The organism is Alteromonas sp. ABH4_457 (assembly GCF_056160625.1).
This window is the reverse complement of the sequence record NZ_JBSWXN010000007.1, coordinates 179,319-196,810: the sequence shown is the minus strand read 5'-3', so window position 1 is coordinate 196,810 and position 17,492 is coordinate 179,319. Positions and strand designations below refer to the sequence as shown.

General features: G+C 50.9%; 12 protein-coding genes. 3 read left to right on the top strand and 9 right to left on the bottom strand.

The annotated features are described in order from the left end of the window. Position 1 precedes the first annotated feature (1 nt). The 5 genes from modA to moaB are packed head-to-tail and all read right to left on the bottom strand — an operon-like array spanning position 2 to position 2,509. Entirely contained in the window at positions 2–799 is a 798-nt protein-coding gene (gene modA / locus ACXAGR_RS18640) for a molybdate ABC transporter substrate-binding protein (RefSeq protein WP_474851864.1), read from the bottom strand. Next, positions 796–1,272 (bottom strand): molybdenum cofactor biosynthesis protein MoaE, encoded by a 477-nt coding sequence (locus ACXAGR_RS18635; protein WP_474851862.1) that lies wholly within the window; start codon positions 1,270–1,272, stop codon positions 796–798. The genes modA and ACXAGR_RS18635 overlap by 4 nt, the downstream gene beginning before the upstream one ends. Next, the gene (moaD, locus tag ACXAGR_RS18630) at positions 1,273–1,521 is read right to left on the bottom strand and encodes a molybdopterin converting factor subunit 1 (RefSeq protein ID WP_474851860.1); all 249 of its coding nucleotides are present in this window, start codon (positions 1,519–1,521) and stop codon (positions 1,273–1,275) included. It lies immediately after the preceding gene. Next, complete coding sequence (gene moaC / locus ACXAGR_RS18625; RefSeq protein WP_474845624.1) at positions 1,518–2,003, bottom strand: cyclic pyranopterin monophosphate synthase MoaC; 486 nt, start codon at positions 2,001–2,003, stop codon at positions 1,518–1,520. The genes moaD and moaC overlap by 4 nt, the downstream gene beginning before the upstream one ends. Beyond that, positions 2,003–2,509 (bottom strand): molybdenum cofactor biosynthesis protein B, encoded by a 507-nt coding sequence (moaB, locus tag ACXAGR_RS18620; RefSeq protein ID WP_119501003.1) that lies wholly within the window; start codon positions 2,507–2,509, stop codon positions 2,003–2,005. Before moaB ends, moaC begins: the two co-directional genes overlap by 1 nt. 81 nt (positions 2,510–2,590) lie before the next feature. On the opposite strand from moaB, the gene ACXAGR_RS18615 reads away from it, so the two are divergent. After that, entirely contained in the window at positions 2,591–3,346 is a 756-nt protein-coding gene (locus ACXAGR_RS18615; RefSeq protein WP_474851858.1) for a HesA/MoeB/ThiF family protein, read from the top strand. 10 nt (positions 3,347–3,356) lie between these two features. Further along, a complete protein-coding gene (locus ACXAGR_RS18610) occupies positions 3,357–4,481 on the top strand; it encodes a M14 family metallopeptidase (protein WP_474845619.1) in 1,125 nt (374 codons plus the stop codon). Positions 4,482–4,579: 98 nt separating this feature from the next. Here ACXAGR_RS18610 and ACXAGR_RS18605 read toward each other — a convergent pair whose 3' ends face one another. Then, on the bottom strand, positions 4,580–6,943 hold the full coding sequence (locus ACXAGR_RS18605) for a zinc-dependent metalloprotease (protein ID WP_474852147.1): 2,364 nt from the start codon (positions 6,941–6,943) through the stop codon (positions 4,580–4,582). 357 nt (positions 6,944–7,300) lie between these two features. Between ACXAGR_RS18605 and ACXAGR_RS18600 the strand changes: the two genes are divergently transcribed. Then, on the top strand, positions 7,301–8,341 hold the full coding sequence (locus tag ACXAGR_RS18600; protein ID WP_474851856.1) for a M14 family metallopeptidase: 1,041 nt from the start codon (positions 7,301–7,303) through the stop codon (positions 8,339–8,341). 3 nt (positions 8,342–8,344) lie between these two features. Here ACXAGR_RS18600 and recD read toward each other — a convergent pair whose 3' ends face one another. Genes recD through recC form a run of 3 tightly spaced genes read right to left on the bottom strand, consistent with a single transcriptional unit; the run spans position 8,345 to position 17,123 of the window. Beyond that, entirely contained in the window at positions 8,345–10,198 is a 1,854-nt protein-coding gene (gene recD, locus ACXAGR_RS18595; protein WP_474851854.1) for an exodeoxyribonuclease V subunit alpha, read from the bottom strand. Continuing rightward, positions 10,195–13,791: an exodeoxyribonuclease V subunit beta gene (gene recB / locus ACXAGR_RS18590; protein ID WP_474851852.1), complete on the bottom strand. Its 3,597-nt coding sequence runs from the start codon at positions 13,789–13,791 to the stop codon at positions 10,195–10,197. Before recB ends, recD begins: the two co-directional genes overlap by 4 nt. After that, on the bottom strand, positions 13,788–17,123 hold the full coding sequence (gene recC, locus ACXAGR_RS18585) for an exodeoxyribonuclease V subunit gamma (protein WP_474845611.1): 3,336 nt from the start codon (positions 17,121–17,123) through the stop codon (positions 13,788–13,790). The genes recB and recC overlap by 4 nt, the downstream gene beginning before the upstream one ends. Positions 17,124–17,492: the final 369 nt, after the last annotated feature.

The following is a 17,492-nucleotide window of genomic DNA, read 5'->3' as shown; positions in this document are numbered from 1 at the left end:
GTCACCGTTCACCGGCTTTATCCTTGTTTTTCTTTTGCCGCGCTTTTACCGGCTGATATCCCCAGTCTGCCAGCGCGTTCTGCACCGCCGGTGACATCATGTATTGCATAAACCGCCGTGCGGCATAAGGGTGCTGGTTATGTTTAACAATCACCATTTTTTGTACGATGGGATCGTGCATGGAGGCAGGGATTAACCAGTAATTTGCTTTCGAATTTTTCACCAGTGACCACGCTACAAACGCATCGTCCACATTACCTGCAGTAAAGTACTGCCACGCTTGTAAAATACTTTTCCCACGTACCAGTTTAAAAGGAAGTGCGGTATTTTCAGGCAGCGTGGAAAACACCTGTTCAGCCGCCAGACCATAAGGCGCGAGTTTGGGATTGGCAATGGCAACAGGTTTGTTGAACTGTCTTGTCAGAAATTCTTCCAGCCCGGACGGCGCTGACTGTCTGGTTACCAGTGCCAGACGCCCTCTGGCGTAACTGCGCAGATTTTGTTTATCTGCTTTGCCTTCAGCAACCAGCGCTTCTGGTCTGGCTGCATCAGCAGAAAGAAATACGTCAAAGGGGGCACCGTGGCCGATTTGCGCAAATAAAGTGCCGCTTGAACCGACGGTGATAACCGGACGGATACCGGTTTTTTCTTCAAAGGCACTGGCGAAATGTTTAACCGGCCCGGCAAAATTGGCGGCAACGGCAATAGTTACTACCTGCTCTGCGGCAAATCCTTTACCTGCCAGAAGTAGCATGACACACAGACAGACTTTATACGCCCGACACATCCTGTTCTTCATAAATTGTCTGATAAACCTTCATTCCTGAGCCACTTCATGGCGGCTTCTTCATCTGATGCCTTTGCGGCAACCCATGCTGTTTTTCCGTCAGCATGTTCTTTCTTCCAAAGCGGCACCGACTTTTTCAGCATATCCATAACGAATTCTGCGCCGTCGAAGGCAGCCTTACGGTGGCTGGCGCTGCAGCCTACCCACACCACCGGCTCGTAATTTCCGATGTAACCGACGCGGTGAACAATACCGGCACTGAGCAATGCAAACCTGGCTGAGGCCTGTTGCAACAACTGTTGAATGGCACTCGCGGTCATCCCCGGGTACTGCTCCAGACTGATACCTTCAATTGCACCGTCAGCGTTATAGTCACGGACCAGACCGGTGAACGTTACTATTGCACCAGCATTGTGCGATGATTGACGGAGCTTTTCAACATAAGCCGTTTCATCCAGTAAGGCTGTGGTTACTTCAGCAAACATTCAGCCTCCTGTCACCGGCGGGAAAAACGCCACCTCGTCACCATCGTTAACCGCACTGGTTTCATCACCCAGCGACTGATTAACCGCGCAGAGCACCCCGGCAGACAAGGCCTGCTCCCAGGCGGATGACCGGGTTGCAAGATGCGCTTTCAGACCGGCAACGGTAGTGCAGTTTTCCGGCAGGGGAAGAGATAGGTCACTGTCGCCACTGATTTCACGGATCTGCGCAAAGGTTTTTATGGTAATCATGTCTTTTGCTCTGCCTCCCAGTCACCGGTTTTACCGCCCCGCTTTTGTAACACTCTGACGCCTTCTATGCGCATGGCCGGATCCAGCGCTTTGCACATGTCGAACAATGTCAGTAAGGCGATATTCACACCGGTAAGAGCTTCCATTTCCACGCCGGTTTTGCCGCTGACTTTGCAAAAGCAGGTCGTGTGAATGCGGTTTTGTTCAGGCTCAGCGGTAAAGCCGATGTCCACTTTGGTCAGCGGTAACGGGTGGCATAACGGAATTAAATCAGCGCAACGTTTCGCGCCCTGTATACCCGCTACTCTGGCTACGGCATACACATCGCCTTTCATCACTGTTTGCTCTGAAATGGCTGTCATAACGGCATCAGACACATACAGGTAGCCTTCTGCCAGCGCTTCACGCTGAGTTTCCTGCTTGCCGGACACGTCGACCATATTGGCTTCGCCACTGGCATTTAAATGACTGAACCCGCTCATTACAGTTCACCGGTAAGGTGTTTTACAAAGTTACACGGACGGTATTCAGAATCCAGCTGACTGCGTACAATACCTTCCCAGGCGGTGCGGCAGGCACCGGTGCTGCCCGGCAAACAGAAAATAGCAGTCCGGTTGGCAAACCCGGCAATAGCACGGGACTGAATGGTAGAGGTGCCGATTTCCTGATAACTCAGATGACGGAACAGCTCGCCAAAACCGTCAACGGTTTTATCAAATAAAACCGACAACGCTTCAGGCGTTGAATCTCTGTGGGTAAAGCCGGTACCACCTGTCACCAGAATCGCATGGATAGCAGGGTCGGCAATCCATGCAGAAACAATCGCACGCTGGGCATAAATATCATCTTTTACAAGATCCCGCGCAGCCAGCTTATGGCCTGCTGTTTCTACTGCTTCAATGAGGTAAGCACCGGACGTGTCTGTGTCTGTTGTCCGGGTGTCAGAGATAGTAAGAACGGCGATATTAAGAGATACTGCTGAAGACATGGGTTTTCCTGATAAAATACAACGGTAAATACACGTGTACGCTTAGTACCGCACCGTCGCTGAAAAGAGATTTTTACTACTATGCCAGATACTTTAACGCATACTCAAGCTATGCGATACAACCGGCACATCGTGCTGCCACAGTTTGACCTGGAAGGTCAGGAAAAACTGCTCAACAGCAAAGTATTAATCCTTGGCGCCGGAGGCCTGGGTAATACGGTTGCCCAACTCATGTGCACTGGCGGCGCGGGAACAATCACACTGGCCGACGATGACAGAGTGGAAGCACACAATCTTCCCCGACAAATTCTGTTTACGCCAGAAGATTGCGGTAAATTAAAAACAGAAGCGGCCCGGCAACGTTTACTTGCACTCGTGCCGGAGTGTGTCATTCATTGTGTATCCGAAAGGCCGGATGACAACGTGCTGAGCTGTCTGGTAGAAAGCCATGACATAGTTATTGACTGCACAGACAACCTTGCCAGCAGAAAGCAAATCAATGCAATCAGTTACCGCCTTGGTAAACCCCTTGTCAGCGGTGCTGCCATCCGTTTTGAAGGTCAGCTTTTTGTCAGCATACCCGGCAGCGATAAAGCCTGCTATCAATGTGTGGAAAAACGCTTCAGTATGACAGAACTGAGTTGTAACGAAGCAGGTATCCTTTGTCCGGTAGTCAGTATCACCGGTGCCTGCCAGGCGCAACTTGCCATGCAGGTACTGACCGGTTTTGGTACATTACCCGCCGGTGAACTTCACCTTTTTGACGGCCTCACTTTTCAATGGCAAAAATTTACTGTACCACCGCTGCCAGACTGCGACATTTGTCAGCCAAAATAAAAGAGATGTTATGACAATAATGACGAAAAACCACATGGTGGTTGCCCAGAATGCTTCAGGCCGCAGCATGAATGTGCCTGTTTACCGTTTCACGGGAGAAAAACCCGGTCCTGTAGTCTATATCCAGAGCTCTATCCATGGCGCTGAAGTTCAGGGCAACGTGGTGATATACCAGTTAATTCAGGCGCTGAAAGATCAACAGATTGCCGGTGAAGTCATCCTCGTCCCGAACTGTAATCCCATTGGCACCAACATCAAAGCCGGTGAATACACCCTGGGGCGCTTTGACCCGGTCAACGGCACAAACTGGAACCGCGGCTATTTTTATGATGAAGAAAAGGTCCTGGCGTTTGCAGAAACGGTGCAGGACAATGACGATATAGCCACTATCCGCAACGACTTCCGTCATTACTGGGCAGAATGTATTGCCGAAAAGCTGGCTTCGCCCTGGGGACTCGGGCTGGCTCAACAACTTAATCTGAAGTTACAGCAACTGGCTGTGAATGCTGATTATGTGCTGGACTTACACAACGGACCGGTATCCACAAGACACATTTATATTCCTGAATATGCCAGAGACGCGGCCAACCAGTTTAACTTTCCTCACTGTATTTTTATTCCTAACAAATTTGCCGGTGCACTGGATGAAGCCACGTTCTGTCCCTGGTGGACACTGCAGGATGCACTGACAACAAGGTTCGGCCGGCCTTTCGCATTCGGTGTGGAAGGGTTCACTCTTGAAATGGGTAGTCAGGAAGTGATTCAGTTCTCTGAAGGAAAAGTGGATGCGCTGAGTATTCTGACTTACCTGACACAAAAAGACGTGTTACCGGCATCCACGCTGGAGCCTGCCGGGATGGACCGGATCGGCGTGGCGCTCAAAGACTACAAAACATTATTCACCCAGTGGGGCGGTATGGTGGAGTACTGCGTTAAACCCGGTCAGAAAGTCACACGGGGCGACACGATGGCGAGGGTCCTCAACATTGATGAACTCGATACAGAGGCCGGCTGTTTTACCCTGGAAGCCCCCTGCGATTTAATTCCTATGCTTCATTTTCCGTCCGCATCGGTGCTCAGCGGCACCCAGTTATTTAAGGTATTTACAAACTATACCTACCTGACTACGGCCTGAGCAGAAAAAGAACACAAATAAAAACGGCGCATGATGCGCCGTTTTTTTATTCCGTATTACACCGGTTATTTAGCAGACAAACTGCCTGCTGACACTGCTTAAATGGGTGAACCGGGTGGCAGAGGTTTAGGTTCGAATGCCCCCGGCCAGCTGCCTGTTTCAAAGTATACGCCGAGTTGTTTATGTAACAGCTCAGAGCCCGGCAATTTACTTTTATCATCCAGCCACTCGTCAAGCTCCATAAGCGCATCATTCAGCGCCAGTTTCGCTTCCGGCGCCAGCTCATCTGCCGTTGCCGCTTTAATGACAGCGTTCAGCGCCACCATGCGTAATCTGGCATTCAGACCATAATCAGCCTGCTTTTTGTCATACCAGTGCATAGCAAAAATACGGCCGGCAATTTCTGCCACGTCAGGGATCCCTTTCGACTGGCTGGCCTGCCAGGAGACACGGTTCAGGCGTTCAGGATGCAGTAACAGGCTGTAACTGAAGTTAGCTGCGGCTTCTGCGGCACTGACAGGGTCGAATGCCAGTCCCATACGGCTTTTGAATTGCTCACGGGTAATATCATCGCCGAATGCCGTTGGCGGGATAAGGGCAAGCACTTCATCCGGTAAGCGCAGGAAAGCCGGTGACGTCGCTTCAAGCAATTGTTTCAGTGCCCGCTTCTGACGCTCTGCAGCAACAAAACTCACACCTTTTGGTTTGCTGTAATCACCTTTGCGCTCATATTCATAATTCAGGCCGCCAATCTGCTTGGAAACAGCTTCCAGCTGATAACGGTGAGACAGATAAACCGGCACAAGTACGTCTTCAAGAGACGACAAACTGGCATTATCAGGAATAGAATTCATTCCAAAGTTTTTCAGCGCCAGACTACGAATACCGGCTATTTCATCAAAGGCATCCAGCGGATCATTGCCGTTGTCCCACATATGACCATTACTTGAAGGGTGATAAGCAGAACGGGTGTCCCAGTCGGTTTTAAATTCGAGACCCTTTTCACGGTCCGATTCAATTAATGCAGCCAGTCCGGCAGCTTCAGCTTCCTCAGAAGCATAGTCCTGGTAGCCGTAAGCAATCGTGTGGAAGTCCCACTTGCCCATACCGGTATCATACGCGTCATCCAGCACGATTTTGTCGTTCTTAACGCTGATAAGGGGATGAGGATAATCCATCACAGACTCCCGGCCGTCTTCACTGGCAGCAAAATTATGCGACAGGCCCAGTGTGTGTCCCACTTCGTGAGCTGACAACTGACGGATACGGGCCAGCGCCATCTCTTTCTGGGCATCTGTTGTCTGCTCACCGTCAAACGGGCTGGTCATACCCAGAGCAATCAGAAAATCCTGACGGACCCGCAACGAACCAAGCGTCACATTGCCTTTAATGATTTCACCGGTACGGGGGTCTTTCACTGAATAACCGTATGACCAGCCACGGGTTGCACGATGAACCCAGTTAATCATGTTGTAACGGATGTCCATAGGATCGGCACCTTCAGGCAATACTTTTACCTGGAAAGCATCTTTATAGCCGATAGCTTCATAAGCCTGATTCCACCAGCTAGCACCTTCTTTAAGCGCACTCATTACCGGTTCCGGAATGCCGGGATCAAGGTAATAAATAATAGGTTCTACCGGCTCACTCATCTTTGCATCAATGTCTTTCTTTTGCAGACGGTGACGGGCTATGTATTTTACTTCAGTAGGTTCAGTAATATCCGTGGCGTAGTCGAAATAATATTGCTTACCGTACCCTGCAAAAGGATGATATGCCCGCGGCGTATAACCCGGTCCAGGTAACTCTACAAACGAGTGATGCAAATGCACAGTGATACTTTCCGCACTGGGGGTAACCTGTTTTACATACTCACCGGGATTAGTACCTGCAAAAGTAACAATAGACTCCAGCTCCGTATTTTTTGGAAAACCTTTGCTGCGTGGAAGAAAAACAGCACTGCGTGACGGGTCAGGTTTATAACTGCCCTGCTTCGCACGGGTAAGACGGTTTGATATACCGTGCACGTCACTGAGCAGATACGACGTATAATCAATCAGGACGTTGTCACCGTTCTCAGCGACTGCGGTAAAACCCGCCAGCACGGAGTCTGCAAAGGCTTCATCAATACTGGCCAGTTCGGCAGCATTATCTGAGACTGAACGGTAACGGGTGTTCAGCTCTTTCATAAGCACTTTGTTACCGTGACGTTCAAACACAATCAGGTGAGCCAGGCCAAGCTGACCACGATCCAGACCAATATCATTAGAACCTACCCCCTGGGGCAGACTGGTCTGCAACAGCATTTGGGTATCAGGTTTATTAACCAGCAGATAAATTTTGTCTGAGCCGGCATCGTAATAGAATGGCAGGTAGCCATCACTGCGGGTCATATCCTTCGTAAAGTCAGATACCAACGGCAGTGCAGCCCACAGATTACTGCTGACAAGCAGCAGCAACATCGAGAGGGATTTGCGCAAAGTGAGTTCTCCAAATTATAAGTTCAACAAGTGTCGTGTCTGAACGTCTGCGACAGGCAGAAAAGCCTGCGCGGATTTATATTTATTATGTTTTAGTGAACGGGAAGTTCCGTTTCCTACCCTACCCTGATTGTTTCACAAGGTGCAAGATCACACGCTGAATAACGCTGGTTTTGCGATTAAACTCTCCCACCTTTACCATGAATGTCGGGTGGAATTTCTTCCGGACGGTGGCCATTTCTGCAGAAATCCTTCCTCTTGATCTGCGTCAACGCATAAAAACCACGGGCAACTATGCTTTCTGTGAATAACGGATCTCATGGCGATACAGGAATAATTATGACGGCGGCATTCCGGAAAACCGATACTGATCAGGACGGCTTCTATCACTTTTATGATGTGGATACCGCACTGCTCCCCGCCTCTGCAACAGATTTCATAACTCAATTGCCCGGCCCGTCAGTACTGCACATCAAAGGGAAGGAAAAAAAGGGGAAAGAAACACCCTGCAGAGTAATTACCAGCCTGCTGCACGGAGACAACAGCAACAGTTTACGAACATTACTGGCTACCATGATCCATGGCGGCGAACCTGCCACGGACATGAAAATTGTGATTATCTCGGTAGAAGCAGCGAAACTGATTCCTCAATTCAGTCATCCGTATTTACCGGGTCAGCGGGATCTCAACCGCTGCTTTCGCGACCCTTTCATCTGCCAGCCCGGACATCCCGCTAATACACTGCTCAACCAGATTGAAAAATGGCAACCCGGTGCGCTGGTCGATATCCACGACTCCTGCGTGCTCACAGAAACCTTTGCCATTTCGGCGACAGAAAACAGAGATACCTGTGCTCTGACGTCTTTTTTCTCCGGCAATCTGCTCTGGTCTCCCCTCAAGACCGGTGCGATTACGGATTTATCTGCAGATTATCCCCTCATTTCTGTCTATGCACCGGCTGAATATACCGGTCTTCAGCGTAGTCAGTTATACAAAGGCCTGATGCATTTCTGGCATACCGAATCAATCCATCCCCGTCAGCTGGTTAACGTACTTAAACAGCCTCGAAGACTTGAACTGAGAAGAAGTGCGGCGCTGACGTATTCAGATAAACCGGTGTTCGGCGTCAATTGCACGTTGCGGCAGGACATATCCGGTCTGAGTTTTACACAGGTCAATCCCGGCGATGTACTCGGATGGGTGGACCATCATAAACTCAGCCATTTCCGCATCGCCGGAAGAAGCCCCAGAGAAGCAGTCAGCACCTGGTTCTGCGCTGACGACCATTGTCTCACAGTGACCATGCCCATTATGCTGATTGTAGTAAACCGGCTGGCAGAAACGGCCAAATCAGATTGCCTGTTTTATTTTCAGGTTTGATGTTCAGCTGTGATGCCAGTTTTCTTCAATGCATGCCTGTAAGCCGGAGAAACGGGTAGCCCGCTGAGCGATAATCTCTTTGATCCGCTGAGTGTGACCTATCATCACACACCCTTTTTTCGCCCGGGTCAGTCCGGTATATAACAATTCGCGGGTAAACAAGCTGGCTGCTTTACCGCTTGCTTCCGGCAACCACATTACCACGCGCTGAAACTCCGAGCCCTGTGATTTGTGTATGGTCATGGCGTACACCGTTTCTACTGCAGGTAACCGGGATAAACTCACCGCCTTTAACGCACCCTGGTCGTCAGTAAACCATGCTTTCAGTTGTTTATTGTCATCCGGCCAGATCACGCCCGTATCACCATTAAACAATCGCTGTGTATAGTCATTTTCCATGACCATCACCGGCCTTCCTGTGTAGTGGATATCCCGGCCATTCAGCTTGCCGGGCTGCAAAACGCGCTCTATAGACGCATTCAGTTCGCTGACACTTTCTTTGCCGTTGCGCACCGGCGTCAGCCACCGGCATTGCCCCATAGCAGCCAGTGCAGAAGCCGGTGATGTTGCCTGCTGCAATGGTGCGAAGCTGTCTTTTACCAGTTTGGTGAAATCCGTGTTTTCAGGTGGCGGCATGAGCACAACATCTTCCAGGCTCAACAAACCGGTTACCGGCTCACTGACCCGGGTCAGCCGTGCCAGCATGTCATCGCTGTTACCGGTTCTGACCGCCACTGCAATTTCTGCCAGTTTACCGCTGTAACGCTGACTGACTTTCAGAGAAAACACGGTAGTAAGCTGTTCATCGTCGGTGGCAAGACCGGGTAAATGCGGACACAATTTATGTACGTGTGCGGCAAGCTCAGCAGGCACAGTAAGATGACGGTCGTCATCATTGCCAGCCAGCGCTTCAAGCACATTGCCTGACTCAACGGAAGGTAACTGATTGGCATCGCCCACCAGATAGACCCTGGCGTCATCCGGTAAGGCACGGAAAACCCGCGCCATCAGGGCAAGATCCACCATTGAAGCCTCATCGATAATGAGTACGTCACACTGCACCGGATTATCGGAATGATGCCGCGGTCTGACCCGGTTTGGCCGGATCCCCAGTAACCGGTGCAAGGTGCTGGCCTGTGTGACTATACGCGCTTTAAGTGACTCAATATCTGCGCCGGTAATGCCATTCAGGCTGTCACTCACTGACTCTGTTAAACGTTGAGCCGCTTTTCCGGTAGGCGCCGCCAGTTTAATGTTCAGAGCTTTTTCCGACGATGCCTGCAATGCCAGCAGTAAACGGGCTACGGTATAAGTTTTTCCTGTCCCGGGGCCACCGTTAATTACTGCAAATTCCCGTGTCAGTGCACAGGCAACCGCGATCTGCTGCCAGTCCTGTTCCAGAACCGGCGTAACCGGAAACAGATGCCGCCAGAGCTTTTGCAACCGCGTATAGTCTTCATCAGTAAATTGTCTGGCGTGGAGTCGCTGCACGACACCTTTTGAGACAACCTGTTCAAAGTCGTGGTAGCGGGCGGTATAGAGCTTGCCTCTGTGATAAACCATCTGTTGCGGATCTTCAAAGGTTTCAGCCAAAGTTCTTGCCAGCCTGATAAGGGGTGTCAGTTCCGCAAACGTTACCCCGTCACATTCCTCTTCCTCATCATCAAACAATTGCTTTCCGGCAATTTCCGCCAGAGGCAGACAGGTATGTCCCTGACGCAAGTGCCATGACAATGCCACCAGCAAATGAAACGCCTCAGTGCGGATTGAGGCATCCACTGCCTGCGCATAATGGCGGGCAAAATAATAATCAATGAATTCGATACCAGCGTAGGTTTTCATTGCAGGTATTGTCATAACGCGACCTCCCGGTTTTCACCTTTGAAGGCCGCATCCAGTGCGAGAATGAGTTCAGCCGCAAGGGGCGTATAGAACACGCCTTCACTACCCCTGTTGTCAGGATGCATGCCGCGTACATAAAGATAAAACACCCCGCCAAGGTGACGGTGAATGTCATAATCCGGTTTACTGACCGTCAGAAACCGGTGCAATGCCAGTGCATACAATAAATATTGCAGATCGTACAAATGGTGCTGGTTATTGTGGGCCAGCGCATTGAAAGAATAACCGGTGAACGTATCGCCCAGATGGGTGGATTTATAATCCGCCACATAAAAACGCCCGTCGTGCTCAAAAATCAAATCAATGAAGCCGTGCATCATACCTTCCAGCATGGGACGGGATAGCTTGGGTACTGCCAGCGCGTTATCACCGTTTACTGCGCTGCGGTGGGCAGTAAGAATACGGCTGACCGACCACCAGTTAGCTTTCTCTACCGGAAAATAAAATTCTGCCTCCCGCAATGTAACAGGCAGCGACAGGCTGTTGAGGGGAACGCGCAGTCCCGGGGCGCACAGCGGCGTGGCGAGTACTTCGTCCATCCAGCAGCTGAGCGCGCTGAAATCATCATCACTCAGGCTTAAGCGATTGGCCAGACTGCGATGAGACTGCCAGTCTGGCGCAGTGAAATCGGTTACTTCCAGCAAATCGTGCAGCAAGTTACCGGCCGTTGCCCCTTTATCAAGGGTAAAACGGATGGGTAATTCGCCTGCTACAGGCTCGTTTCCCGGCACTGCAAGGTCGGTTTCTTCGTCACGGGCAGTCTGTTTAACCGCAATCTGCTGTCTGGTCAGCGCGGTAAAAGAATATAAACGCCATGCATCTTCAACGGAGCCTCTGAACTGGCTGAGTGCCAGTGGTGCTTCACTGGCTTGTGCGGAAACAGTGTGGCCGGAATGAGGCTCTGCAGGTAAATCAGCGGCCTGCAAATAGTGGGTATGCCCGCCATTCTCCTGCTCCACTTTGTTTACCGGCAAATACCAGCTTTCCCCGTCTTTCACATCAGCGGCTTTACCCAGCGCTGAGCGCTCATTATTTTTATAAGGGGCTACGCCTAAGTAACACCGGTGTGCCGCACGGGTAATGGCTACATACAATAAGCGCATGGCTTCCGCTTCACCTTCATCACGGACCTGTGCTGCCACTTCCTCAGTAGCCCCGAGTTGCAGGGTCTGTTTTCCGGTTTCGCTGTTGTAGTATTTATAAATTGTCAGATCCCGGGTGCCCTGCTTTACCGGGTCACGGTAGCGGCTGGCAAAAGGCACAAAAACCACCGGATATTCCAGCCCTTTAGAACCGTGCTGGGTAATAATTTGAATCAGCCGCGCATCACTTTCGAGACGCTGGATTTGTTCCTCACCATACTGAGGATCATGAACCTGACGGTGCAACCATTGCAGTAGCTGCTCCGGCTGCAATGTGGCCGCCACCTGTTGTTCCAGCACTTCCGCGAGATGCATATAGTTGGTCAGTTGCCGTTCAGTATCCCGGCCGGTGACCCGGAATTTGCGCCGCAGCAAATTCAGTACCACGGCCATACAACCCTGTTTCAGCCATATCTGGCGAAGTGTGCCCACTTCCGCCATGCAGTCTTCCCACAGGTCATCGTCTTCATCATGAAGCATGGCAACGAGCTCTTCGTGGGGATACCCCATCAGCGGACTGGCAAGGGCAGCAGAAAGACGCCGTATTTGCTCACTGTGCCATATGCCGTCGAGTACACGGTATAAATCTGCAGCTTCTGCCGATGCGAACAAAGAGGTACTGGTACTGAGATAAACCGAACCCAGCCCGACCTGCCGCAATGCCTTTTTGACCAGATCGGCTTCCGGCCCGGAGCGGACGAGAATGGCGATATCAGCAGGCTGTAAAGCTGTATCTCCCAACATTGCCTCAGACAGCAAGCGTTGAATCTCGTGACTCATCCAGTTAGCCAATTGCAGGGACAACGTATTGGCATTGGCCGGCGTGTCTTCTTCAGCTTCCAGTACCACATAATTCAGTGCGGCACGCTCAGCAGGATCGCTCAGGGGATGTTTCGCGGCTTTGGCATGCTCAGTCGATTTTACCGGCTCGTACCGGATACCGTAACCAAAGACATCACGGGCTTGCGCTTCGACAGGCGCACCGTAAAAGAGACGGTTATACGCATCAACCATGGGCGCAACAGAGCGCCAGTTTGTATCCATCACCCACCGGTAATCCGCCTGACGGCCAGCTTCCAGATAAGTGAAAATATCCCCGCCTCTGAACCCGTAAATCGCCTGCTTAGGATCGCCAATCATCATCAGGGTCAAATTATCACTGCCGGAAGGATAAACCGCAGATAAAATACTGTACTGGCTGTCGTCGGTATCCTGAAATTCATCAATCAGTGCCACCGGATATAACGCCCGCAGCGCTTTTTTCAGCGTGTCATCGCCACCCCTCACCTTCTGCGCCAGCAGACGGATCAGGTCGTCAAAATCGACAATGCCCAACCTGCGTTTTGCAGTAGCTACATGCTGCCGTATCCATACAAAGCCTTCACAGACCAGTTTATACAGCGGTTGTTGCTGTTCATTTTTTTGTTTTGCCGCGTCCAGCTGCGCCAGCTCTTTTTCCAGGGTATTGATGAAATCTTTAACCGGCTCCAGGACCGCCTTCACCTCTTTCTGTCTGGCATACCTGGTGCCTTTGACAAATTCTTTCGCCGCTTTATCCGGAGCACTAATCCGCTTTGCTTCCAGCCAGTTCAGCAACACTTCCCACTCTGCTGACCGCTCATCCCGCTCACTGTCTTTTCTACTTAAAATCAGTTTCTCGCTGATGAGTGCTTCATGGATTTTCAATTCGCTGTATAAATCATGAAACGTGTGCTGAAAGCGTACTTTCAGGTTGGACAGTCCTTTTTCGTACTGGCGCAGAACAGCTTCATCATCGCAGTATTCCGGTTCCAGCTCACTCTTAATAGCCTGATTAAACTCAGCGATAAACTGCCCGGGCACATGCCAGCCCGCTTCTGCGAGCAGCGCATATTGCTGCGGTTGCAATGCCATAATCCGTATCCAGTCTGCTGCCGCTTCTTCCCAGAGCGCCTGTGTATCCGTTTCAAGCGTCAGAGACATGGGCGAGCCGCTGGCAAACGCCAGTTGGGACAACACGTGATTACAAAAGCCATGAATGGTAAATACCGCAGCTTCATCCAGATCCAGCAATGCCGCTTCCAGCTTTGCCAGCCCCGGCTCACCCGGCGCAACAGCATACAGCGCGTGAAATACCGGATCGGCGCTGTCCGGTAACGATGATTGAGAAGCCGCATGCCGCCACAAATCAACAGCTTCACGAAGAGTTTCAGCTATCCGTCCTTTAATTTCTTCTGTGGCCGCTTTGGTAAACGTCATGACCAGGATCTGTTGCACGGTAAAGTTTTTTTCCAGCAACAGCCGGAGATAAATACGGGTGATATTGAAGGTTTTACCGGTTCCGGCACTGGCTTCAATTAAGTGCCGGCCGCGAAGGGGCATGGCAATAACATCAAGGGGGGAAGATTGCACGGAAGATTCACTCACGAGACTTTTCCATCTTTCTGATTTAACAACAGCGGCACGAAAAACCGCTCTGCGGCTTCACAGGGAAATTGATCCGGTAACAAGCCTTGCGGGAAGAACCAGCGCACATACGGGTCGTCGTTGATGCTCGCCTGCATAAAACCGCTGTCCAGTGCGTTCTCCCAGGTTTTTAAGCCCTCAGGCGACGACAACCATTGTGATAGCGGGATTTGTGGCTTTTCTTTTTTCCGGCCACCGGTATATTTTTTCGTCAGTTCTACTGCCAGCCCGGCAAAACAAGGCACCGGTTCGCTTAATATCTGCCTGTACAATACACCAATTTCTTCAAGACGTTGCTGAGCTTCTTCCATCATGACAGGGTGCCATGTCGCCTGCCTGAGCTCTGCCTGTCCCTTTGCCCATTTCAGATAAAAAACCTGCAGGGGCATATCATTCCCGTTTGCGTTAAAACACAACAACGTCAGGTACTGAGCCATCATCCTTTTAGCGTTCTGCGAACCGTAATGCAGCATTTTAAGGCCGTCGCTGCCAAGCCAGGCACCGGCTTCTAACTGTAATTCCCCAAGATCAGCGCTGACATGGTTCTGCTCTGCCATATGCAAACCCAGGCTTGAAGATAATTGTGCGCCTGCCTGTTCCCAGCTTTCCATCAGTGCAGGTGTCAGCGGGGTATCAGGAAAGTCACCGCTTTTTTGTAACGTTTCTCTCACCAGTGTCTTATCCTGCTGGTGAATACCCGCCTCCGTAAAGGCCCTTAACGCATTAAACCGCAGCAGATTGTTTTCACTGAAGGGCTCCTCATCGGCGAGCAAAGGTTCAGCCTGTTCCAGCCGGACACCCAGCCTCTGACCGGCAAATGCCCGCAGCGGGTTGTCGAAAACACCTGCCATATCGTCTGTGCTGATAACAGCCTGTGGCAACGGGGCAGAAGTAGCAGCAAACTCACCCTGACTTCCGTCAGGTACAGTCGTTACCGCGCCGGCCAGACGGAACCAGCCGCTTTCAAACGATGGCATATCACCGGCAAAGTTGGCCGGACTGAACGGATGTAAAGGTAACTGCCGGACACAGGATGGCTTAAATTCATACCCGCTGCTGAGCACCGCAAGTAATTCTGATAACACCAGGCTCGGCTGACGTTCTGTATTGTCTTTTCCCCGCCGTCCCTGATAACTCAGATACAAATATTCACGGGCAGAGATTAATGCTTCCAGAAACAGGTAGCGATCTTCCAGACGTCTTGAACGGTCACCGGTTTTACGGGGCGTCTTTGCCATTAAGTCGATGCTGAGCGGCGCTGATTGACGGGGAAATTCACCGTCATTAAGGCCAAGAATACACACCACTTTGAAAGGGATGCTGCGCATAGGCAACATGGAACAAAAGGTTACCTGACCAGTGAGGAAGTGGTTAGCCGCATCCGGCGTAGTGAATTTTTTCACCAGCACCGCACGGATTTGACTCAGTGTAAGTTCATCACTGAAACCGGCCTGCTCACAATGGGTTACCAGATCAGCAGTGGCTTTGGATATTGCTTCCCAGCCGGGCATATCTTCCGGTGTAGCTTCAAAACATTCTGCTTTCATTTCATTGAGATAATCATGCCAGTCTTCAGCATTTCGCGGCGCTTTCAATTCTGAGGCGAATAATGAAAGCGCTTCAAGTAAATGGAGCAGCTTACCCAGCAATACTGTACTCTGCCCTTCCACATCAGGAATAGTCAGAATATCGCCGGCTATTGACGGTGAGTCCTTCATAGTCATGCCGGTGAGCAAACGTCGCAATCCCCAGGCCCAGGTAAAGGTCTCAGCCGCTTCCTTATCAAGTAAGGCAGATTTGTGCGCTGCATTTCGACCCCAGTGCACATGTGCCTGGTGCAACCATTCGCTCATCATATCGATGTCTTCAGAGGTAAGCCGGAACTTTCGCTGAACCGGTTCAAGACGCAGATAATCAATGATCTGACTAACCTCAAAGCGACTGTCAGGCAAACTGAGTAACCGTACAAAAGCGGCGATCATAGGTTCGGCATCAAGGGGCGCACGGTCTGCGATGGAGCACGGAATACGGGGGGGGTCAGTATCGCCCGCTTCCGGCGTGCCCACACGGTGAAAAACCGCCTCCACAAACGGAGCATATTCTTCAATTGCAGGACACATCACTACAATATCAGACGGTTTTAATACTGTTTCCCTGTCAGCTGTAGCGGTATTCATTAACGTCAGCAGGTAATCGTGCAATGCCTGAACTTCCCGCAGCGCCGTATGAGCACTGACAACTGTAATGCTGTTGTCTTCGCTGTTAAAACCGGAACGGGCTTCAGGTGCACAGGCATGTAAGATATCCTCCTGCATGGCATGCAGGCGCCGGCCGGCCAGCTCTTCTGCTACTACGGGATCGGTGTCGAATGCGCTGACTTCATAGCTTTCAAGGGGGGTAAGCAGGTTAAACAAATCACGCCCCTGCTGACCCAGATTACCTAACAGGGGGTTGTCCTGCCGGGCTTCCTGCCATTGGGCCAGGCCGGACTCCCGTAACAGTTTCGCCTGCTCTTTGTTACTTTTTACCTCGCCCCAGTAATTCACACTGGGATTAAGGTGAAACACATGGATATGTGTGTGCACAGCCAGTGCATCGAGAAATTGCACCAGTTGCGGAGCCATGGTGTTAATGGCAAAAACAATGATATTTTCCGGTAAGGACAGTTCGCTGCCCCGTTCTGCCAGTGCTTGCATCGCATCGGCATGAAGCCGGGCCGGATGATCGCGGTTCTCTTTTACCAGCGCGCGCCATATAACAGCCTGCCAGACTTCATCGCTGTTACCGGTGTCTGCGCCCTTCCCTTCTTCCCAGGCGAACAGCCACTGAGGCCGGAATAACAGGTATTGTTCGTATACGTCTGCCAGCGCCGTGGCAAATTGAAGGCGCTGTACACTGGCTTCCTCTTCATTACTGCACTGCTGCCAGTAACGGTTTACCGCTTCAGCCTCCGGCAATTCACAGAATGCAGCGCTGCGAATGATGGCGTCTATCCGCCATACCAGCACTTCCCGCCGAAACGGCGACTGCTTCGGCACCCGTTCTTCCCCGAGTATTTTACGTGCGGTATCCCACATGAACCTGACCGGCAAAGGGAATGACAGGTTCATCGCCACGGAACGGTCCTGAGCCAGTGACATGTTCAGCCAGTGTTGCATACCGGGGCTTTCAACCAGAATCGTTTGCGGTGTGAACAGAGTGGCCGTGTCTTCCGACTGGCTCTGTTGGCTAAGCAACGCTGACAATAAAAAACTGAGATGTTCGAGCTTGTTTGAGGGATAAAGGGCTAGCAATGATCACCTGAATTCACGCGTTTTTTTCCATGTTACGGGATAACGTGAGAATGAGCCAGCAGCAAAAAACAGACTAAAGTTCAACAAATAAACGGTTGGCTAAAAAATGGCCTTGAGGTAAAATTATGCGGATAAAAAAACCCATACAGACCTCAGGACACGAAAAATCTGTATGGGCAAGGTTACGGGCTCACTCGTGACAACCGGTTCGCGGCGTTGCCTGGCACCGGAAAAGGTTAACGCCAGGAGAAAGCACAGATAACACTTTAGATAAGGCACTATGCGTGCCAGAAAAAAATAGCCTATAAAATTCAAAAGCTTAGACTCAACCCCATCAAAAAACTGCGAAAGCAGTTTTTTTGTTTTGGT